Below are 21,739 nucleotides of genomic sequence, written 5' to 3' on the forward strand. Positions count from 1 at the left end.
ACCGGCCAATCATACGTGGCCCCGCCGGGACGCGCCGAGCGGAGGGTGGTGGTACGGCGTTTCGGCCGAGCGCGGGTTAGTCCTCCAGGTCCACTTCCCGGACCATATCGGCACCGATGCCGGCCTTGATGGCGTCAAGGACCTGCTGGGGTACGGAACTGTCGATGGTGAGGAGCGCGAGCACCTGGCCGCCCTGGTCGTGGCGTGCCACCTGCATGCCCGCGATGTTGATGTTGTTCATGCCCAGGATGTGGCCGATGGTGCCGATTACGCCGGGACGGTCGGTGTAGCCAACCACCACCAGGTGTTCGCTGATGGGGATTTCAACTTCGAACCCGTTGATGCCCACCAGCTTTTCGATCTGCTTGGGCCCGGTCAGGGTGCCGGCCACGGAGATCTGGGTGCCGTCGCTGAGGGCACCGCGCAGGGTGAGGACGTTGCGGTAGGACTCGGTTTCCGGGGTGGTGATGAGGCGGACGTTGATGCCGCGCTGCTCGGCAATCACCGGGGCATTGACGTAGGAGACCTGCTCGGTCACCACGTCCGCGAAGATCCCCTTGAGGGCCGCAAGCTCCAGGACCTTGACGTCCAGGGACGAGATCTCACCTGCCACCTCGACGTCGAACTGGGTCAGGGACGCATGCGTCAGGGCCGTGAAGATCCGGCCCAGCTTCTCAATCAGCGGGATGCCAGGGCGGACGTCGGGGGCAATGACGCCGCCGGCGACGTTGACTGCGTCCGGGACGAGCTCGCCTGCCAGTGCCAGGCGGACGGACTTGGCCACCGAGACGCCCGCCTTTTCCTGGGCTTCGTCAGTTGATGCGCCGAGGTGGGGGGTGACCACCACGTTGTCCAGCTTGAAGAACGGCAGATCGGTGCTGGGCTCCTTGGAGAATACGTCCACGCCGGCACCGGCAATCGTGCCGTCCTGGAGGGCGGTGAACAGGGCCTCCTCATCCACGAGCCCGCCGCGCGCGACGTTGACCACGTAGGCCGTGTTCTTCATCTTTTTGAAGGCATCCGCGCCGAGCATGCCCACCGTCTCAGGGGTCTTGGGCATGTGGATGGTGATGAAGTCGGACTGGGCCAGCAGTTCGTCCAAGGTCACCAGCTGCACACCGAGCTGTGCTGCCCGGGCGGAGGTGATGTAGGGGTCGTATGCCAGGATCTTGGTGTCGAAGCCCTTTAGGCGGGCGGCCACGAGGGCACCGATCCGGCCCAGGCCGATGATGCCGATCTTCTTTTCGAACAGTTCAATGCCCGTGTACTTGGAGCGCTTCCACTCGCCGTCCTTGAGGGCGGCACTTGCCTGCGGGATGTGGCGGGCCAGGCTAAGGATGTGGCCCACGGTGAGCTCGGCCGCGGAGACAATGTTGGACGTGGGGGCGTTGACCACCATCACGCCGGCCTGGGTGGCGGCCTTGATGTCCACGTTATCCAGGCCGACTCCTGCACGGGCGATGACCTTGAGGTTCTTCGCAGCGGCGATCGCCTCGGCGTCCACCTGGGTGGCTGAACGGACCAGGATAGCGTCGACGTCGCCGATGGCAGAGAGCAGCTGGGAACGGTCGGCGCCGTCGGTCTGGCGGATCTCGAAGTCCGGGCCGAGGGCCTCGACAGTGGCGGGGGAAAGTTCTTCGGCGAGCAGTACTACGGGTTTTGACACGGCTGATCCTCTGCGTTGCAGTCCTGGGGATGGAAACAAGTCTAGGCCGACGGAAAGGCCGGGCTCACATTGTTAAGTGTGAACCCGGCCTCACTGCTGCCTTTATGCGGCGCCCAACGGGCAGCCTTAGCGGGCGGCGGAACCTTCAACGTAGTCCACGTCCTGCTGCTGCCAGGAGAACAGCGAACGCAGCTCGCGGCCAACAGCCTCGATGGGGTGCTGCTCAGCCTTGGCACGCAGTTCCTTGAACTCGACGCCGCCGTTGTCCTGGTCTTCGATGAAGCGCTTGGCGAAGGCACCGGACTGGATGTCGGCGAGGACAGCCTGCATGTTTTCCTTGACCGCAGGGGTGATAACGCGCGGGCCGGAGACGTAGTCGCCGTACTCTGCGGTATCCGAAACGCTCCAGCGCTGCTTGGCGATGCCGCCTTCCCACATGAGGTCAACAATGAGCTTGAGCTCGTGGAGCACCTCGAAGTAGGCGATCTGCGGCTGGTAGCCGGCTTCGGTCAGGGTCTCGAAGCCGTACTGGACCAGCTGGGACACGCCGCCGCAGAGGACAGCCTGCTCGCCGAAGAGGTCCGTTTCGGTCTCTTCGGTGAAGGTGGTCTTGATGACGCCGGCGCGGGTGCCGCCGATTGCCTTGGCGTAGGACTTGGCCAGGTCCCAGGCGGAGCCGGAAGCATCCTGCTCGACGGCGATGATGTCGGGGATGCCGCGGCCGGCCTCGAACTCGCGGCGGACGGTGTGGCCCGGAGCCTTCGGGGCAACCAGGATGACGTCAACGCCCTCCGGGGCCTGGATGTAGCCAAAGCGGATGTTGAAGCCGTGGGCGAAGGCAAGGGCCTTGCCCGGGGTCAGCTTGTCCTTGATGGAGTCGTTGTAGATCGAGCGCTGGTGCTGGTCCGGTGCCAGGATCATGATGACGTCCGCCCATTCGGCCGCGTCGGCAACGTTCTTGACCGTGAAGCCGGCGTCCTCGGCCTTGGCGGTCGAGCTGGAACCTTCCTTCAGGGCGATGGTGACCTCGACGCCGGAATCGCGCAGGTTGAGTGCGTGCGCGTGGCCCTGCGAGCCGTAGCCAACAATGGCAACCTTGCGGCCCTGGATGATGGTCAGGTCGGCGTCGTCGTCGTAGAACATTTCAGTCACTTGCGTAACTCCTCTTGAGTGGATGTGTAAATAGGTGTTTTGGTGGTGCGGTTACGGGCGTTGCGTCATGCCAGGCGGAACCTTGGCAGTGTCCTAGGCGGAACGCAGCGCCCTGTCACTCATGGAGCGGGATCCCCGTCCAACGGCGAGGGTGCCGGACTGCACAATTTCGCGGATGCCGAAGGGCTCGAGCACTGAGAGCAGTGCGGTGAGCTTTTCGGGGTGGCCGGTTGCTTCAATGACGACGGAATCGGTGGAGACGTCGACCACTGAGGCTCGGAACAGGTCTGCAGCCTGGGTCACCTGCAGACGTGTTGCGGCATCCGCACGTACTTTGACCAGGATGTGGTCACGCTGTACGGAAGATTCGGAGGTCAGCTCAACGATCTTGATGACGTTGATCAGTTTGTTGAGCTGCTTGGTGACCTGCTCGATGAGGTCGCCGTCGGCGTCGACCACCACGGTCATCCGGGAGATGCCCGGGACCTCGGTGGGGCCAACGGCCAGGGAGTTGATGTTGAAGGCCCGGCGGGCGAAGAGGCTGGCGACGCGGGTCAGCACGCCGGGTTTGTCTTCAACCAGGACGGAGAGTGTGTGGCGGCTCATGGTCAGTCCTCTTCTTCCCATTCCGGGGTCATGTTGCGGGCAACCTGGATCTGGTCGTTGCTCACGCCGGCGGGCACCATCGGCCACACCATGGAGTTGGGGCTCACCACGAAGTCGATGACCACGGGGCGGTCGTTGATTTCGAGGGCTTTCTGGATGGTGGCGTCGATGTCCTCATCGCGTTCGCAGCGGAACGAAGCGCAGCCGTAGGCCTCCCCCAGCTTGACGAAGTCCGGGATGCGGACAGTGTCGTGGCCGGTGTTGAGGTCCGTGTTCGAGTAGCGGCCCTCGTAGAAGAGGGTCTGCCACTGCCGCACCATGCCCAGTGAGGAGTTGTTGATGACCGCAACCTTGATGGGGATGTTGTTGATGGCGCAGGTGGCCAGTTCCTGGTTGGTCATCTGGAAGCAGCCGTCGCCGTCGATCGCCCAGACCACACGGTCCGGCTCGCCCACCTTCGCACCCATGGCAGCCGGGACGGCATAGCCCATGGTGCCGGCGCCGCCCGAGTTCAGCCAGGCGTGCGGGCGCTCGTACTTGATGAACTGTGCTGCCCACATCTGGTGCTGGCCGACGCCCGCCACGTAAATGCCTTCCGGCCCGGTCAGCGCACCGATGCGCTCGATGACCTTCTGCGGTGCAGTCAGTCCATCGTCCGGCTCGGTCCAGCCCAGCGGGTAGGTTTCCTTGAGGTTGTTCAGGAATGCCCACCAGGTGGTGAGGTCCGGAGTGCCTGCAGCCTCGAACTGGGCGCGTACGGCTTCGGTGAGCTCCGGAATGATTTCCTTGACGGAACCAACGATGGGGACGTCGGCGGTGCGGTTCTTGGAGATCTCTGCAGGGTCGATGTCGGCGTGGATTACCTTCGCCATGGGCGCAAAGGTCTTTAGCACGCCGGTAACGCGGTCATCGAAACGGGCACCGAGGGTGATCAGGAGGTCTGACTGCTGCAGGGCGGTCACGGCAGAGACGGTGCCGTGCATGCCGGGCATCCCCATGTGCTGGGGATGGGAGTCCGGGAACACACCCTTGGCCATCAGCGTGGTTACAACCGGGGCTCCGGTGGCCTCGGCGAGTGCGAGCAGCTCGGCGGAGGCATGCGCCTTGACCACACCGCCGCCCACGTACAGGACCGGCTTGCGGGCAGCGGCGATCAGCTTTGCAGCCTCGCGTACCTGTTTGTTGTGTCCCCGGGTGACCGGACGGTAGCCCGGCAGGTCGATCCGAGGCGGCCAGGAGAAGGTCATCTGGCCAACCTGGGCGTCCTTGGCCACGTCTACGAGGACAGGTCCCGGGCGCCCGGTGGAGGCGAGGTGGAACGCCTCAGCCATTACGTGCGGAATGTCGTTGGGGTCGGTCACCAGGAAGGAGTGCTTGGTGATGGGCATGGTGATGCCCACGATGTCAGCTTCCTGGAAGGCGTCAGTGCCGATGACCCCGCTGGACACCTGGCCGGTGATGGCCACCAGCGGCACGGAGTCCATGTGGGCATCCATGATGGCGGTGACGAGGTTGGTGGCGCCCGGACCCGAGGTGGCGATACAAACGCCCACCCGCCCGGTAACCATGGCGTAGCCTTGCGCGGCGTGGCCGGCTCCCTGTTCGTGACGGACCAGGACGTGGTTCATGCTGGAGGCCATCAAGGGGTCATAGGTGGGCAGGATCGCGCCACCGGGCAAACCGAAAATATCGTCGACGCCGAGTTCTTCGAGCGAGCGGACAATAGCTTGCGAGCCGGTCATCACCGTTGGGGGTACAACGTTGTTCGGCCCAAGGACAGGAGAGGCAGCAGCAAGGTCGGCGACGACGACGGCGTGGTCGGCCGTCCGGTCGGCGCGTTCCGGAGCCTTGGCGGCTCCAGCGGACTTATTAGCCATCAGCGAGGGGCTGATCGGCGATCCTTTGCTCATCGGACTCTTCCTTGTGGATCATCTGTGGTTCGTGGAAACTGCGGGAAATAAAAAAACCCCTCAGCCTGGCGGCTCTTCGAGGGGTTGCGCGTGACGGTTCGTTACCTGGCTAATGTGCCACGCGCTGGGTAAGGACGACGACGGTGCCGGTAACGAAGGTCATGCGTTCAGTTTTCCCTCTGGTGAGATACGTGTCAACGAGGCGCTACCCGATCTCACCATGTGGACGTCATTGTCCACCTTTTGATCTCTTTAGCGAAAGGGATCAAAACCTTCAGCTCATCCCCCGGCCCGGAAGGGCTTGATAAGGCGGATGCCGCGGGGCCCTTGCGGGGGCGCTCAGCGCCCCACGCAAGGGGAAGGCATCAACCGCAGTATGCACCTGTGCTGGCACTGTGCACCAGCTTGGCGTACTTTGCCAGGACGCCCTTGGTGTACCGGGCGGGGAGCGGCTCCCAGCCCACCTTGCGGGCTTCGAGCTCTGCCTCGTCCACCAGGAGGTCGAAGCTGCGGGCTGCGATGTCCACGCGGATCCGGTCCCCGTCCTTGACGAAGGCGATGGGGCCGCCGTCCACCGCTTCCGGAGCAACGTGTCCGATACACAGGCCAGTGGTACCGCCGGAGAAGCGCCCGTCGGTGAGCAGCAGGACGTCCTTGCCCAGCCCCGCACCCTTGATGGCACCGGTGATGGCGAGCATTTCGCGCATGCCGGGCCCGCCCTTGGGTCCTTCGTAGCGGATGACCACGACGTCGCCGGCGTGGATCTGCCCGTTGTCCAGCGCGTCCAGGGCACCCTGTTCACGCTCGAAAACGCGGGCGGTGCCTTCGAAAACGTCGGCGTCGAAGCCGGCGCTCTTCACCACGGCGCCCTCGGGGGCCATGGAGCCGTGGAGGATGGTGATGCCGCCGGTCTTGTGGATCGGGTTATCCAGCGCGCGCAGGATCTTGCCGTCGAGATCCGGGGGGTTGATGGCCTCAAGGTTTTCGGCGACAGTCTTGCCGGTGACGGTGAGGCAGTCGCCGTGCAGCAGGCCGGCGTCGAGCAGTGCGCGCATGATGACGGGCACGCCGCCGATTTTGTCGACGTCCGTCATCACGTACCGGCCGAACGGCTTCAGGTCACCGAGGTGCGGAATCCGGTCGCCGATGCGGTTGAAGTCATCCAGGGTCAGCTCCACCTCCGCCTCGCGGGCAATGGCCAGCAGGTGCAGCACGGCGTTGGTGGAGCCACCGAAAGCCATGGTGACGGCGATGGCGTTTTCGAAGGCCTTCTTGGTCATGATGTCGCGGGCGGTGATGCCCAGGCGCAGCAGGTTCACCACCGCTTCGCCGGACTTGCGGGCGAACTCATCACGACGGCGGTCTGCCGAGGGCGGGGCGGCGGAGCCGGGCAGCGACATGCCCAGGGCCTCGCCGATGCAGGCCATGGTGTTGGCCGTGTACATGCCGCCACAGGCCCCTTCGCCCGGGCAGATGGCCTTTTCGATGCGCGTCAGGTCTTCCATGCTCATCTTGCCGGCTGCGCAGGCACCGACGGCCTCGAAGGCATCGATGAGGGTGACTTCCTTTTCGGAGCCGTCTTCAAGCTTCACCCAGCCGGGCATGATGGAGCCGGCGTAGAGGAAGACACTGGACAGGTCCAGGCGGGCAGCGGCCATCAGCATGCCTGGGAGGGACTTGTCGCAGCCTGCCAGCAGGACCGACCCGTCGATGCGCTCGGCCTGCATCACGGTTTCCACGGAGTCGGCGATGACTTCACGGGAAACCAGGGAGAAGTGCATGCCTTCGTGGCCCATGGAAATGCCGTCCGAGACGGAGATGGTACCGAACTGCATGGGGAACCCGCCGCCGGCATGCACGCCTTCCTTGGCGCCCTGCGCGAGCCGGTTCAGCGAGAGGTTGCAGGGAGTAATTTCGTTCCAGGAACTGGCGACACCGACCTGGGGCTTGGCGAAGTCATCATCGCCCATGCCAACGGCACGGAACATACCGCGCGCAGGGGCAGCGTGGATGCCGTCAGTTACTACCCGGCTGCGGGGCTTGATGTCAGGCTTGTTGTCGGTCGCGATCTGGGTGTCCTCACTCATAGGGGAAATTCTATGGCTCCACGCGGGGGCGCAACGACCGTGAAGCTCCGGATAAGCGCAAAAACGGGATTATTTCGATCGGATAGTGGACTGCCATCTCGAATATTGAGATGATCACGCACATGCCCAACGGTTCTTGTGGTCGAGGTCACCAAGGCGCTTGCTTTGAATCCGACGGATTCGTCCCTGGTTTCCCGCCAGGAACGCCACCGCTGGCGGGACGCCCAGAGGGACGTTCGGGCCGGTCAAAGTGCTGGACAGCAGTGTGGACCCCACGTAGCGTCAGGGCAAGGGACCTTGCCAACTGACCGAAGGGCTTGCCATGGAAGCTTTCTTCTTGATCATTCTGCTCGCTGTACTGGTAGGTGTTGTGTGGTGGAGGCTGAACGCCAAGAAATCCCCCGCTGCACGAGGTGATGCCGGCGAGGCCGAAAAGGCCCGCAGCGAGGGGGAAAACCGCGCGGATGGAGCACTCTCCGGCGGCAGCGCCGCGGCCTCGGCCGAAGCAGCAGGCACTACCGGAATTGCCACGGCCGCCGGTTTTGGCGCCCCAGCCGAGCCCGCTGCGCCCACCACTGCAGATGAACCAGCGGAGACAAAGGCGCCGGCGGCAAGCGCTCCGGCCGCAGCGCAGGGCCACAGCGGGGCGGGCGCCTCTGCTGTCGCTACCGGAGCCGGGACGGACCGTGAAGAAGCAACTGCCGATGGTGGCCGGGCCCAGGATGGGACGGAATGGGAAACCCAGTGGTCGGAGGCGTCCGGACCCGCCCCTGTCCGTGAGGGAGCCGGCCACCGGGAAGGCGCCGCACCGACGTCGCCCGCACAGGCACAGGCCGGCCCGCCGTCCGCAACTGCCGGTGATGGCGCCGGGACCTCGCAGCCGGTTCATCACCCCGAGTACACGGAACCCCACGCCCCCACCCTTCCAGGCGCCGAGACCGCGGCCGTGGAAGACGCGGACGACGCCGGTACGGCAGTTTCCGCCCCCGTCCCCTTTGGCAGCACGTCCGGTCCCGATGACAGCGAAGAGAATGCCGCCGCTGCCCGCCTCCACCTCCCCAGCGATGCCGGAGCAGCAGAAACGAGGGAGCGCGCGCAGTCCTCTGCGCTGGTGGAAACCGGGGCCAACCACGTCCAGGACCCAACGGGCGGTGCTGCCACGCGAGAGCAGGGGCCGGCAGGGCACCTGGCGGCGCAAGAGCCGTATGGTGCGGGCTCAGCGTCCGCTGCGACGGACGGCAGCGGACCGGCGGGCTACACCGTCAAGGGGGATGCCGGTGCGATGGTCTACTACGAGGAAGGACACCCCGAATATGAGCAGATCCGTGCTGAAGTGTGGTTTGAAACTGCGGCCCACGCGGAGGCCGCAGGATTTCGGGCGCCAAGGCGGAGGCGGATCTAGCTGTACGTCCAGCAAAGCAGGTCCGGCGCCGGCTGGCGGGCGTCGCCGGCACCCCGCCGAGGGAAGAGAAGGGCGCCCCTGTGGCCCATTTCACACGGGAGCGCGGGCGGATCCGGGACGTAACGCGCACGCTCAAAGGCGGTTTTGGTTGCTGACCAACAACGAAAACCCCGACTTTGTGCTGGTTTTACCGCCATTGGGCCAAGCCGGGAGTGCTGGCGGGCTTCGATTTCACATGCACCAGAAGTTCGTGTAGAGTTTCATGTCGTTGCGGAGATCAACGGGGAAATAAGAAGCCCCAAACGATCGAAACAAAAGATGCACCTCTAGCTCAATTGGCAGAGCAATTGACTCTTAATCAATGGGTTCCGGGTTCAAGTCCCGGGGGGTGCACCACTGGGAAAACAGCCTCCGGCTTGCGGAAACGCGGGCCGGGGGCTGTTTTGTTTTATCCGGTACCTTTGGCGTTCAATTCGCAATAGCGGGGCTGGCAGCCATCGCTGGCCCCGGGAAAAAGAAAGGCGTGACGCCAGCTTCGCCAGGAAGCTGGAATCACGCCCGGATGCCGGTGGCACCGGCAGTACTGGCAGCGATGCTTAGGGGGTCATGGAGGGGTTGTCCAGAAGTGCTCCGGTTGTGGGCGACCCAAACTGGCTTGCCAATTCCCTGACAACTGCCTGGAGCTCCTGCCGCAGGACGTCGGGGTCGATAGTGGCCGCCGCCAGCACCGACCGCTCCATCTCCACGGCAGCTGCAACGGCTTCCTTGCCCCGTTCGGTGAGCGACACCACATGGCTCCTGCGGTCCGACGTGCTGCGGACCCGCGCAATGTGGCCGTGGGACTCCAGCCTGCTGAGGGTTTTACCCATAGTCTGCGCCTGAACCCGCACGTACTGGGCGAGCTGCGCCTGTGTCATAGGTCCTTGCGCATTGAGAACCTCAATAGCGATAACACCAGCATGGGTAAGGCCTATGGCCCCGAGTTTTTCATTCCATGAGTGTTCGACGAGGCGCGCAGCAGTGGACAAGAGGCGCCCTGTGGGCCAGTGATCCATATCAGGCATAGCAGCAAGTATAGCCAAGTGTCGATTAGCACTCCTCCAGACTGATTACTAGGCTGGTGTGTCCCGCCTGCGACAAGGAGAAAAACATTGGCTGACAAACTCGTAACCGGTGATGGCGCACCCGCGTTCACGCTCAAGGATTCAGCCGGTAAGGACGTCAGCCTGGCACCGCGCCCGGGCCGCCACACCATCGTCTACTTCTACCCCACAGCATCAACACCGGGATGCACCAAGGAGGCCTGCGATTTCCGCGACAGCCTGGCCTCCCTGCAGTCATCGGGGTATGACGTGCTCGGCATCTCCCCTGACCCGGTGGAGAAACTGGCGAAATTTGCCGCCCAGGAATCCCTCAGCTTCCCGTTGCTTTCGGACGAGGACCATGCCGTGGCCGAGGCCTACGGGGCATGGGGCGAAAAGAAGAACTACGGCAAGACCTACCAGGGCCTGATTCGTTCCACCATCGTGGTTGATCCGGATGGGAAGGTGGCGCTCGCCCAGTACAACGTCCGCGCTACAGGACACGTGGCCAAGCTGCGCCGGGACCTGAAGCTGGAAGCCTGACCGGACCGCCGCTGACGCAGGCCCCGCCTGCGCGACGCTACAATAAAAACTGGCATCCGGCGTCGTACGTTTTGCAGCCCTGTTATTGACGGTCTGTAACGCGCTGCCGGGCCAAGCGCGAGTGGTGAAATTGGCAGACACGCAGGATTTAGGTTCCTGTGCCTTCGGGCGTGGGGGTTCAAGTCCCCCCTTGCGCACACTGAAGAGAAAAGAGATCCTTCGGCTCCGGCCGGGGGATCTCTTTTCGTTAACGCCCGTCCCATGCCCGCGGTGCCGGGGCCGGAAACCGACTCATTCGGGCCCCGCCAAAAACTCCTTGACGTTTGACCCATCCGGATTCGCGCAACTGCCGAATACCCATTGAGACACCAGCCAAGGGCAGGTGCCCACCAGCCAGACGCGAACAACGCCCCGGACATCCGGTCCGCGGCCAGGCGAAACGCTAAAACCAAGGAGAAACCGAAATGCAGACAATCAAGCGCACAACTTTCACCGTCGCAGGCGTTGCAGCTGCAGCTCTGCTGAGCCTCACAGCGTGTGGCGGCTCGGCCGGCACCGCATCTTCCTCCGCCCCGGCGGCCCCCCCCTCGGCTTCCAGCATGGCCCCTTCCCCGTCAGCCAGCGCCTCCGCAGCCGCTATTGATCCGGCCGCAAACCTGGTTGGTCCGGGTTGCGCAGGGTACGCCGAGCAGGTCCCCACCGGCGCCGGCTCCGTTGAAGGCATGGCACTTGATCCGGTGGCTGTGGCAGCATCGAACAATCCGATCCTTACCACCCTGACGGCCGCGGTTTCCGGCAAGTTGAACCCGAAGGTGGACCTGGTGGACACCCTCAACGGCGGAGAATTCACGGTCTTCGCACCGGTGGATGATGCCTTCGCGAAGATTGATGCAGCCACCATCGAAACCCTCAAGACGGATGACGCCCTCCTGAGCAAGATCCTGACGTACCACGTGGTTCCGGGCCAGATCACTCCCGACAAGATCGCCGGCACCCACGCCACAGTCCAGGGTGGTTCCGTTACGGTTACCGGCAGCGGCGACGCCCTTAAGGTGGATGACGCCAGTGTGATCTGCGGCGGCGTCCAGACGAAGAACGCCACGGTCTACCTGATCGACTCGGTGCTGATGCCGAAGTAACCCACAGGAATGGCCGGGGCGCGATCCAACAGGACCGGGCCCCGGCCATTCGCACGTGACGGGCACCTTGGCGAAGGCCGCCGGTAAACCGGGGTATGGGGTCAACTAGACTGGGTTCCGGCCCGCACTTGGCGGGGCGGCAAGATCCAGAGGTGATAAACGAGTGCCCAGCAGTCCATCGCGGCGTACGGTCATCACGACCGGCGCCGTCCTCCTGGCGTTGAGCGTCACCTCATGCACCGGTGTTCCGGCCCCCTCGCCGTCGTCAACCTCGCCGGCCCCCACCGCCACTGCCGAGCCCACGGCCACGTTCAACTTCGGCACCGCAGTTCAGCCGCTGGGCTTGGACCCCGCACTCTCCAGCGACGTTGAGTCCCAGCGCATCACCCGGCAGATCCTCGAGGGATTGGTGGGCGTGGACCAGACCACAGGGAAGCCCACCCCGTTGCTCGCCACCGAGTGGAGTGAGTCCAATGAGGGCCGGTCCTACACCTTCAAGCTGCGCAGCGGCGTCACATTCTCGGACGGCACCCCGTTCAACGCCGACGCGGTCTGCACCAATTTCAACCGGTGGTTTGCCTTCTCCGACGACCTGCGCCGGCAGGCTCCCGGCAGCTCTTTCAAGGGCGTTTTTAAGGCACACTCCGACGAGCCGCAGCTGTCCATCTTCAAGAGCTGTACCGCCTTGTCCCAGGACACCGTGCAGATCGACCTCACCCAGCGCTTTACCGCTTTCCTGCAGGCTCTGACCCTGCCGGCCTTCGCCATCGCCTCCCCCGCAGCACTGGCCGCGGGCAACGCCGATGTGCTGGACCAAAACCGCGGCGGCCAGGCCGTATCCGCCTTCGGCACGAACCCGGTGGGAACAGGGCCCTTCAGCCTGAAGTCCTGGGATGAAGGAAGCGTCACCCTCACCAGCAACGCGACCTACTGGGGGGACCGCGGACAGATCGGCACCATCAACTTCGTGGCCTACAACCATCCCCAGGCGCGTCTCCAGGCCCTGTTGGACGGCAAGATCGACGGATACGACGCCGTCACGGTGGGCAACTTCGACCAGCTGGTGAAGCGCGGAAAACAGATTGTGCAGCGCGATCCGTTCTCGGTGATGTACCTGGGGATCAACCAGGAGATTCCGGTCCTGCAGAACCAGAAAATCCGGCAGGCCATCGAGATGGCTATCGACAAAGAGACGCTGATCCGCAGGTTCTTCATCGACAACACCGCCGAGGCAACCCAGTTCGTCCCGCCCAAAATCAGCGGGTTCAACAACGACGCCCCCGCACTGGGCCATGATCCAGCGAAGGCCAGGGAGTACCTCAAGGAGGGCGGCTACGCCGGCGAAGCGCTGAGGTTCTACTATCCGATGAACGTCACCCGGCCTTACCTTCCCACGCCGGAGAAGGTATACGCCGAAATCAGCCGCCAGCTCACGGCGGTAGGGCTCAACATCCAGCCGGTTCCCATCGACTGGTCTGACGGCTACCTCCAAAGGGTCCAGTCCCCTGGGGACCACGCGCTGCACCTGCTGGGGTGGAACGGCTCATACTCCGACGCCGACAACTTCGTTGGCCCCCTATTCGGGGAGAAAAACGGCGAGTTCGGTTACCAGGACCCGCAGGTCTTTTCCAAAATCAACCGCGCACGCGGGTTGCCGGAGGGAGAGGAACGCGATGAGCAATATCACACCATCAACGCCCAGATCGCTGCGTCCGTCCCCGCGGTGCCCATAGCCTTCCCCATCTCGGCACTGGCCCTGTCGGACCGGGTGCTGAGCTATCCGGCGTCGCCTGTCTTAAATGAAGTTTTCACCAAAGTGCAACTGAAGCCTTGACGGGCCCGTCCAATTTCAGTAGTAGGGCTGCCCGGGGATATTCTGTGACAGCCAGAGCCGCTGCAATCGGAGACTGATCGTGACCTTCATTTCCAAGACCCCACATGCCGACGTCGTCCTGATTGGCGGCGGCATCATGAGCGCCACGCTGGGGGCATTCATCAAGCAGTTGGAACCGGACTGGACCATCTCCATGTTCGAGCGGCTGGACGAGCCCGGGCTGGAAAGCTCCGGCCCGTGGAACAACGCCGGAACCGGCCACGCCGCCCTGTGTGAACTCAACTACTCCCCCGCAGCCAAAGACGGCTCGGTGGACCCCGGCAAAGCACTGCTCATCAACGAGCAGTTCCAGCTTTCCCGCCAGTTCTGGTCCCACCTTGTGGACCAGTCCCTGATCGGTTCTCCCAAGGGCTTCATCAACACCGTGCCGCACATGAGTTTCGTGATCGGCGAGGAGAACACCAAGTTCCTGAAGACCCGCTACGAGGCCCTCAAGCCGCACGCCCTGTTCCGCAGCATGGAGTACTCGGAAGACCACGGCCAGATCGGCAAGTGGGCTCCGCTGATCGTGAAGGGCCGTGACCCCAAACAGCGGATCGCTGCCACCCGCGCCGCCGAGGGCACCGATGTGGACTTCGGGGCACTCACCCGGGAGCTGACCACTTACCTGGGGAACAACGGCGTCGAAATCAACTACGGCCACGACGTCACCGGTATCTCCAGGGCGTCCGACGGCGGCTGGAACCTTTCGCTGAAGTACCCCAAGTCCGGGGAGCACGGCAAGATCCACGCCAAGTTCGTCTTTGTTGGCGCCGGCGGTGGTGCGCTCCACCTGCTGCAGGCCTCCGGCATCCCGGAAAGCAAGGGCTACGGCGGGTTCCCGGTCTCCGGGCAGTTCTTCCGCTGCACGGACGAGACTCTGGCGGCGCAGCACAGCGCCAAGGTGTACGGCCAGGCGTCTGTGGGCGCTCCCCCAATGTCCGTGCCGCACCTGGACACCCGGTACGTCAACGGCAAGCGTTCCCTGCTCTTCGGCCCCTACGCCGGCTTCTCCACCAACTTCCTGAAAAGCGGCTCCTACCTGGACCTTCCCCTGTCCATCCGGCCCAGCAACATCATCCCGATGCTGGCTGTCGCCAAGGACAACATGGACCTCACGGCATACCTGGTCAAGGAAGTGGCCAAGAAGCACGCCGACAAGGTGGAGGCGCTTCGCGAGTACTACCCGGAAGCCAAAGCAGGCGACTGGGAACTGATCACGGCCGGCCAGCGTGTACAGATCATTAAGAAAGACCCGCAGAAGGGCGGTGTCCTTCAGTTCGGCACTGAAGTGATTGCCGGCCGTGACGGCTCCATCGGCGCACTCCTCGGTGCTTCGCCCGGGGCCTCCACCGCGGTGCCCATCATGATCGAACTGCTGAGGAAGGCGTTCCCGAAGAATTTCAAGGGCTGGCAGTCCAAGCTGAAGGACATGATGCCCGGCTACGGCGTCAAGCTTGACGACAACCCGGACCTTGCGATGGAGCTCGAAAGGGCAACGGCCAGGTCCCTCCAGCTGGAGAGCGTTTCCGCCAACCACTGACCCCTGCCGGGGTATGTGGCCGGCTTCCGGTACCGCAACAGTACGTTAAACCCCACAGGAGACCGATTTAATGTTCCGGCTGGCACAACTCTCACTGGCAAACCGGGCATTGATCGCTCTCGTCACCGTTTTCGCTTCCGTCTTCGGCGTGATCACCATGTCGTCGCTGAAGCAGGAACTCATCCCTTCGATCGAGTTTCCCCAGATCACGGTGCTGACTGCCATGCCGGGGGCCTCCCCGGAGGTGGTGGACAAACAGGTCAGCGGGCCGCTGGAGACCGCGCTGAACGGCGTGGAGGGGCTGGAATCCACCTCCTCCACGTCGCGCAACGGCGTCTCGCAGATCACTATGGTCTTCACGTACGGGTCCAACCTGGACCGGGCCCGGAACCAGATCGACCGCGCCATCTCCAACGCCAAGCGGTCCCTGCCAGAGGATGTACAGCCGCAGGCCTTCGCCGGCAGCATTACCGATTTCCCCATCGTGTTCCTGGCGGTGTCCTCGGACAAGACGCTGAGCGAACTCAACGCAGACCTGCAGCGCCTGAGCGTGCCCCGGTTGCAGAAGATCGACGGCGTCCGGGGCGCCGACGTGACCGGCGGGGCCACCCAGCACATCGAGATCCTCCCCCGCCCGGAGGCCATGGCTTCGGCCGGCGCCACCATCGCCGCCATCCGCGATGCATTGGGCAACAACGGCGCCCTGGTTCCGGCCGGGACCCTTGAAGAGCAGGGCAAAACACTGTCCCTTCAGATCGGCAGCCCGGTGGATTCACTGGACGCGATCAAGGCACTCCCCCTCGCCGGGGCAAAGAACGCCGCCACCATCGGCACTGTGGCCGACGTCTCGCTCAAAGACGACGAACGAACCTCCATCACGCGGACCAACGGCGAGGAAACGCTCGCCGTCTCCGTCACCAAAAAACCCGAAGGCGATACCGTTGGCATCTCGCATGCCGTGCGGGACACACTTGCCGAACTTGAAGCCGAACTGGGTTCGAACGCGAAGTTCACGCCGGTATTCGACCAGGCCCCTTTCATCGAAAAATCCATCAAGGACCTCACCACCGAGGGCCTGCTGGGACTGGGCTTCGCCGTTGCGGTCATCCTGGTGTTCCTGATGTCTGCCCGGTCCACGCTGGTAACGGCCGTATCCATCCCGCTCTCGCTCCTGATCACCTTCATCGGCCTGTCAGCCACCGGCTACTCGCTGAACATCCTCACGCTCGGCGCCCTCACCATAGCCATCGGCCGGGTGGTGGACGACTCTATCGTGGTCATCGAAAACATCAAGCGGCACCTCAGCTACGGGGAAGATAAAGTCACCGCCATCCTGACGGCCATCAGGGAAGTGGCCGGCGCCATCACGGCATCCACCCTCACCACCGTGGCCGTTTTCCTCCCCATCGCCTTCGTAGGTGAACTGGCCGGCGAACTGTTCAGGCCGTTCGCACTCACAGTCACCATGGCGTTGCTGGCCTCCCTGCTGGTCTCGCTGACCATCGTTCCCGTGCTGGCGTACTGGTTCCTGCGGAATCCCGGCAGTTCCGCTGGGAGCGACGCAGTCCGGCAGAACGCAGCCGGTGCCCGGGCCAAAGCCCAGGAAGCGGAACAGCGCAGCAGGCTGCAGCGGGGGTACCTGCCCGTCCTGTCCAAGACCCAGAAGCATCCCGTGATCACCCTTGTGGCCGCCGGCCTGGTCCTCGGCGCGACCGCCGCCATGACCCCGCTGCTAGCCACCAACCTGCTGGGCAATTCCGGCCAGAACAGCCTGACCGTCCGTCAGGTGCTCCCCGCGGGTACCAGCCTGGCGGACACGAGCGCCGCGGCCATCCGCCTCGAGGAGGTCCTGCGCGGGATCGACGGCGTCCGGGACGTCCAGGTGACGTCGGGCAACGCCCAGGCCGGCTTTGCGGCGCTCACCTCCACCGGCTCCTCCAACTCAACGTTCACCGTGGTGACGGATGAAAAGGCAGACCAGGAGCAACTGCAGGAGACGGTGCGGAACGAACTGACAAAGGTGCCCGACTCCGGGAAGGTTTCCGTGGGCACCCAACAGGGCGGTTTCGGGACTTCGTCCACCGTGGACATCACCATCAAAGCCGCCACCACGGCGGACCTGCAGGCAGCAAGCGACACCATGGTCCAGGCCATGACCGGCGTTCCGGGCACCAGCGAGGTCGCCACCAACCTTGCAGCCAGCCAGCCGGTGGTTCAGGTGAAAGTGGACCGGGCGAAAGCTGTGGCTGCGGGGCTCGACGAAGAGCAGGTGGCAGGCGTCCTCGCGTCAACCATCAGCCCCATCCCCGCCGGAACAGTACGGATCGACACGGACGATTTCCCGGTCCAAATCGGCCAGGGCACCAGGTTCACGAGCATTGACGCTGTCCGCCGCATCCCCCTGCCTGCCGCCGGCGGGCCCGTCCCGCTGGCCAGCGTCGCATCGGTGGAACAGGCGGACGTGCCGGTATCCATCACCGCCAGCAATGGCCAGCGCACAGCGCGTGTCTCCGTGACGCCGTCGGAGTCCAACCTGGGTGCGGTCAACGCGGAAGTCCAGAAACGCCTGGCGGACGTCCAGCTCCCGGCCGGAGTCACCGCTGAACTCGGCGGTGCCACCACCCAGCAACAGGAGTCATTCCAGCAACTCGGGCTCGCCCTGCTGGCCGCCATCGCCATCGTCTATGTGATTATGGTGGCCACCTTCAAGTCGCTGATCCAGCCGCTGATCCTGCTGGTCTCGGTGCCGTTCGCGGCCACCGGTGCCGTTGCCCTGCTCCTGGTGACCGGGGTCCCGCTGGGACTGCCCTCGCTGATCGGCATGCTGATGCTGGTGGGAATCGTGGTCACCAACGCCATTGTGCTCATCGACCTCATCAACCAGTACCGGCAACCGCGCGACGGCCGGCCGGGAATGAACGTGGCTGATGCCATAACGCATGGTGCCCGCCAGCGGCTCCGCCCGATCCTCATGACCGCCCTGGCCACCGTCTTTGCCCTCACCCCTATGGCGCTGGGCCTCACGGGCGGCGGCGGCTTCATTTCGCAGCCGCTGGCCGTTGTGGTGATTGGCGGGCTCATCTCCTCTACAGCTCTGACCTTGGTACTGGTGCCTGTGCTGTACCGCCTGGTGGAGGGCCGCCGCGAACGGAAGGCGCTGCTCCGGGAACTGCAGGAACGCCCGGAGTTTGGCCCCGGAGCGGACATGGACGAAGAGTTCCGCGACTGGACCACCGGGATGGTCCCCAAGGTCAGCGGGCGCCGCGCCGCACCCGGAAGCCCCGAATAGCAAAAGCGGAATATTTTCCGGCCGGCAGCGTTGTATCCGGCGATAGATGCAAATGCATCTACATTGGCCTATACTGGAACCAAGGCCAGCAAGTCCAAGCAACGGAAAGGCACATCATGCAGATCGGTGTTTTCAGCGTCAGCGACATCACCACGGACCCCACCACGGGCCGGACCCCCACCGAGAACGAACGCATCAAGGCCTCCGTCGCCATCGCCAAAAAGGTCGAGGAAATCGGCATGGATGTCTACGCCCTGGGCGAGCACCACAACCGGCCGTTCTTCTCCTCCTCCCCCACCACCACCCTTGCCTACATCGCGGCGCAGACCGAACGCATCACCTTGTCCACGGCCACCACGTTGATCACCACCAATGATCCCGTGAAGATCGCCGAAGACTTCGCGATGCTCCAGCACCTCGCCGACGGCCGGGTGGACCTGGTCCTGGGTCGCGGCAATACGGCTCCCGTCTATCCGTGGTTCGGCAAGAACATCCAGGACGGCGTCGAGCTTGCGATCGAGAACTACAGCCTGCTGCGCAAGCTGTGGGACGAGGACACCGTGAACTGGTCCGGAAAGTTCCGCACCCCGCTGCAGAACTTCACATCCACCCCCCGCCCGCTCGACGGCGTCGCCCCCTTCGTGTGGCACGGCTCCATCCGCACCCCGCAGATTGCCGAAGTGGCTGCATACTTTGGCGACGGCTTCTTCGCCAACAACATCTTCTGGCCCAAGGAGCACTACCAGCAGCTGATCGGCCTGTACCGTGAGCGCTACGAGCACTACGGCCACGGCACGGCAGACCAGGCGATCGTGGGCCTGGGCGGCCAGTTCTTCATGCGGAAGAACTCCCAGGATGCCGTCAAGGAGTTCCGCCCGTACTTCGACAACGCTCCGGTTTACGGTCACGGACCGTCCCTGGAGGACTTCACTTCGCAGACGCCGCTGACCGTCGGCAGCCCGCAGGAAGTCATCGAAAAGACCCTGACGTTCCGGGAGTACTTCGGCGATTACCAGCGGCAACTGTTCCTCATCGACCACGCGGGCCTGCCGCTGAAAACCGTCCTGGAGCAGCTGGACCTGTTCGGCGAGGAAGTCCTGCCCGTCCTGCGCAAGGAATATGCGGCCCGCAAGCCGGCCCACATTCCCGAACCGCCTACCCACGCCGGCCGGGTGGCTGCACTGCTGGCAGCCCAGGACGCCGAAAAGTCCGCTGCGGAGGCATGATGGCCGCCAGGGATGCAGAGTCACCGGTCCGCCTCGCCGCGGAAACCTGGGAGTCGCTGTTCCGGGCCCAGGTGGCCGTGATGCGCAAGCTGCAGTCCGGCCCGGCGTTCCGGAAGCTCGCGGTGAACGAGTATGACGTCCTCTTCACGCTCTCACGCTGTCCCACCGGATGGCTCCGCCTCAACGAGCTCAACGATAACGTCCTGCTGAGCCAGTCCAGCCTCAGCCGGCTGGTGGAGCGGCTGGAGAAGCGCGGGCTCGTGGCCAGGATGCCTGCCCCGGAGGACGGCCGGGGCGTGCTCCTGCAGCTGACGGACGCCGGCCGGGAACTGCAGAAAGAGATCGGGCGCGAGCACGTGCGGGACATTTCCATCCTGATGGGCCCCGCCCTGACCCCCGCTGAGCAGAAGGAGTTGCGAAGGCTGACCGAGAAGCTGAGGGGCTCGCTGGGTCCCCGCCCGCTGCGCTAGAGATACCCTGCGCCGCTCAGCCCAGTTGCATAAGCCGGGCAGGATCCTCTACCGGCAGGGCGCCGTTGACAACGGCAGTGACCTGCAGCTGGTTGAGGATGAGGCTTCCCCCGACCGTGGAGAGGAAGGCGGTATCGGCGGAGTCGCGGCCGGCCGTGATGCGAAGCATCGATTCCCGCGGGGCAAGGCCCGTGGGATCGATGACGTGCCAGGCCCCTTCCACGTAAGCCTCTGCCACGGCGTGGAAATCCATGGGGCTCAGGCCCGGAGCGTAGACGGCGGCCAGCCTGGCCGGGATGTCCTTGGACCTCAGCAGCGCGATGGCCAAATGGGCAAAGTCCCGGCAGACCCCACGGCGGCTGAGGAGCGTTTCCACCGCACCGTCAGTGCCCCGGGAGGATCCACTGAGGTACCGCAGTTCCCCGTTCACCCAGTTCCGGACGGCGTGCAGCAGCTCGCCGCCGTGGACTCCTTCGAACTCTGCATAAGCCGTGGGCAGGAGGCGGTCGGATTCGGCGTAGCGGCTGGGCCGGACGTAGCGGATCCTGTCGGCGAGCCCGGCGTCCTCGGGCTCCGCCTTACCGGCCACCGTGGCTGCGTATTCCACCGTTACCTCCGCCGGCTCGGCGAACTCCATGTAATGGAACCTGCCCCCGTGGTGGTCCGATACCTCGGTGAGGGGAACATCGCCTCCCCCCGCTGTCACTGACAGGGACTCCTCGAACGAGGAGTAGCCGTTGTTCCGCGCTGCGGCGATGGCCATGGCCACCTTGGTGTTGGCTACGGTCTTGAAGACCAGTCGTGCGGAAACACTGCGTTCCATGGCTCTCCGGAGGTGTTCGGCGGTGGAAGACAAGTCCCCGCTCTGCCCGGCGCATGGTGGGGCCGGAAACGGGACTAGTTTTTGATCTCCAGAGACATTAGCATCCGCTGGACGTTGGCGAATTCAGTGCCTTCCGAGACGTACCGGGCAGCCTGGTCCAAGGTGTCGAAGGCTTTTGCCGGCGCCACCTTTTCATCCGGGGCATAAGCCTTCACGGAGACCACATCACCAAAGGAGTAGTCCCCTTTGCCGGCCGGTCCACGAACGATGTTGCGGAGCTCGCACGCCTCTCCGCCGGCGCCGGCCACCACGTTGGTGATGCCGTACGAGCCGAAGTAGCGGTACCCCTGGATCACCCGGAAAACCACCCTTGGCGGTATGGTTCCCTCCCCGCCTGCGGCCGAAACTTCGACGGGAACGCTGCTGATCACCGTGTAGGGCCGCCGCGAGGCGTCGGCACATTCAGCGGACGACGGCGGCAGGCCGGTCCGCAGCGCTGCCAGGAAAGTGCCGTCCGGCTTCTTCACCTCGACCTTCAGCGCGCCGGGCAGCGTGCCTTCCTCCGGCATGACGGACTGCGCTATCCAGTCCTCCGGAAGGTCGAAGCTGACAGACTTGCCGGGATCCGAGAAAGTCTTCCAGACAGGCGCAGTAGCAACCGCCTGCGGGTCTGTGGTGGGCGTGGCACTGGCCCCGGGGCCGTCCGTCGGCGGTGACGTTGCCGCAGCGTCAGCTGAAGACGGCGCGTTGGTTCCGCCGGCAGAGTCGGGTTGCGCTGTCCAGGCCGGCGCGCCGGGCCCCGCTGTCGAGCAGCCTGCAAGAAGGGCGCCAACCATCAGCAGCGCACCAGACAGGACCGTCGTTGTTGCCTTGCCTCTCATGCAGCCAGCCTAGCGGGGGCCGGCGGCCGGCCGGCGTGACCGGAAGG

The 21,739-nt window shown here is 64.4% G+C and carries 16 protein-coding genes and 2 tRNA genes; 10 read left to right on the forward strand and 8 right to left on the reverse strand.

From position 1 onward, the window contains the following. Positions 1 to 76 precede the first annotated feature (76 nt). The 5 genes from serA to ilvD all read right to left on the reverse strand — a co-directional run bounded on the left by serA (position 77) and on the right by ilvD (position 7,421). Positions 77 to 1,666 carry a phosphoglycerate dehydrogenase gene (serA, locus tag AC5RV1_RS09950; RefSeq protein WP_493946464.1) on the reverse strand — a complete coding sequence of 530 codons (1,590 nt, stop codon included), beginning with the start codon at positions 1,664 to 1,666 and terminating at the stop codon, positions 77 to 79. 126 nt (positions 1,667 to 1,792) lie between these two features. Further along, positions 1,793 to 2,818 (reverse strand): ketol-acid reductoisomerase, encoded by a 1,026-nt coding sequence (gene ilvC / locus AC5RV1_RS09955; RefSeq protein WP_493946465.1) that lies wholly within the window; start codon positions 2,816 to 2,818, stop codon positions 1,793 to 1,795. 93 nt (positions 2,819 to 2,911) lie between these two features. Next, positions 2,912 to 3,424 (reverse strand): acetolactate synthase small subunit, encoded by a 513-nt coding sequence (gene ilvN / locus AC5RV1_RS09960; protein WP_050054685.1) that lies wholly within the window; start codon positions 3,422 to 3,424, stop codon positions 2,912 to 2,914. 2 nt (positions 3,425 to 3,426) lie between these two features. Continuing rightward, the gene (locus AC5RV1_RS09965; protein ID WP_493994411.1) at positions 3,427 to 5,334 is read right to left on the reverse strand and encodes an acetolactate synthase large subunit; all 1,908 of its coding nucleotides are present in this window, start codon (positions 5,332 to 5,334) and stop codon (positions 3,427 to 3,429) included. 365 nt (positions 5,335 to 5,699) lie between these two features. After that, a complete protein-coding gene (gene ilvD, locus AC5RV1_RS09970; RefSeq protein ID WP_461171714.1) occupies positions 5,700 to 7,421 on the reverse strand; it encodes a dihydroxy-acid dehydratase in 1,722 nt (573 codons plus the stop codon). 322 nt (positions 7,422 to 7,743) lie between these two features. Here ilvD and AC5RV1_RS09975 point away from each other — a divergent pair, with 322 nt between their 5' ends. Beyond that, positions 7,744 to 8,823, forward strand: a complete 1,080-nt coding sequence (locus AC5RV1_RS09975; protein WP_493994412.1) for a sunset domain-containing protein — start codon at positions 7,744 to 7,746, stop codon at positions 8,821 to 8,823. A gap of 320 nt (positions 8,824 to 9,143) precedes the next feature. Continuing rightward, positions 9,144 to 9,219, forward strand: a tRNA-Lys gene (locus AC5RV1_RS09980). Between the two features lie 200 nt (positions 9,220 to 9,419). Here AC5RV1_RS09980 and AC5RV1_RS09985 read toward each other — a convergent pair. After that, entirely contained in the window at positions 9,420 to 9,878 is a 459-nt protein-coding gene (locus tag AC5RV1_RS09985) for a MarR family winged helix-turn-helix transcriptional regulator (RefSeq protein WP_493947167.1), read from the reverse strand. A 96-nt stretch (positions 9,879 to 9,974) separates the two neighbouring features. On the opposite strand from AC5RV1_RS09985, the gene bcp reads away from it, so the two are divergent. The 8 genes from bcp (at position 9,975) to AC5RV1_RS10025 (ending at position 19,988) form a co-directional block, all read left to right on the forward strand. After that, on the forward strand, positions 9,975 to 10,448 hold the full coding sequence (gene bcp, locus AC5RV1_RS09990) for a thioredoxin-dependent thiol peroxidase (protein WP_493994413.1): 474 nt from the start codon (positions 9,975 to 9,977) through the stop codon (positions 10,446 to 10,448). A 115-nt stretch (positions 10,449 to 10,563) separates the two neighbouring features. Next, positions 10,564 to 10,645, forward strand: a tRNA-Leu gene (locus AC5RV1_RS09995). A 267-nt stretch (positions 10,646 to 10,912) separates the two neighbouring features. Beyond that, positions 10,913 to 11,587, forward strand: coding sequence for a fasciclin domain-containing protein (locus AC5RV1_RS10000; RefSeq protein WP_493994414.1), 675 nt, complete (start codon positions 10,913 to 10,915; stop codon positions 11,585 to 11,587). Between the two features lie 163 nt (positions 11,588 to 11,750). Next, positions 11,751 to 13,421 carry an ABC transporter substrate-binding protein gene (locus tag AC5RV1_RS10005; protein WP_493994415.1) on the forward strand — a complete coding sequence of 557 codons (1,671 nt, stop codon included), beginning with the start codon at positions 11,751 to 11,753 and terminating at the stop codon, positions 13,419 to 13,421. Positions 13,422 to 13,500: 79 nt separating this feature from the next. Then, positions 13,501 to 15,003 (forward strand): malate:quinone oxidoreductase, encoded by a 1,503-nt coding sequence (locus AC5RV1_RS10010; protein WP_493994416.1) that lies wholly within the window; start codon positions 13,501 to 13,503, stop codon positions 15,001 to 15,003. Between the two features lie 70 nt (positions 15,004 to 15,073). Beyond that, entirely contained in the window at positions 15,074 to 18,292 is a 3,219-nt protein-coding gene (locus AC5RV1_RS10015) for an efflux RND transporter permease subunit (RefSeq protein WP_493994417.1), read from the forward strand. A gap of 116 nt (positions 18,293 to 18,408) precedes the next feature. After that, positions 18,409 to 19,518, forward strand: coding sequence for an LLM class flavin-dependent oxidoreductase (locus tag AC5RV1_RS10020; RefSeq protein WP_493994418.1), 1,110 nt, complete (start codon positions 18,409 to 18,411; stop codon positions 19,516 to 19,518). Next, positions 19,518 to 19,988 carry a MarR family winged helix-turn-helix transcriptional regulator gene (locus AC5RV1_RS10025; protein WP_493947168.1) on the forward strand — a complete coding sequence of 157 codons (471 nt, stop codon included), beginning with the start codon at positions 19,518 to 19,520 and terminating at the stop codon, positions 19,986 to 19,988. The genes AC5RV1_RS10020 and AC5RV1_RS10025 overlap by 1 nt, the downstream gene beginning before the upstream one ends. A 16-nt stretch (positions 19,989 to 20,004) precedes the next feature. Here AC5RV1_RS10025 and AC5RV1_RS10030 read toward each other — a convergent pair whose 3' ends face one another. Both AC5RV1_RS10030 and AC5RV1_RS10035 read right to left on the reverse strand, forming a co-directional pair. After that, positions 20,005 to 20,811 (reverse strand): transglutaminase-like domain-containing protein, encoded by an 807-nt coding sequence (locus AC5RV1_RS10030; protein WP_493994419.1) that lies wholly within the window; start codon positions 20,809 to 20,811, stop codon positions 20,005 to 20,007. Between the two features lie 74 nt (positions 20,812 to 20,885). Beyond that, positions 20,886 to 21,692: a hypothetical protein gene (locus AC5RV1_RS10035; RefSeq protein ID WP_493994420.1), complete on the reverse strand. Its 807-nt coding sequence runs from the start codon at positions 21,690 to 21,692 to the stop codon at positions 20,886 to 20,888. Positions 21,693 to 21,739 lie beyond the last annotated feature (47 nt).

The organism is Arthrobacter sp. Hb9-2 (genome assembly GCF_059091165.1).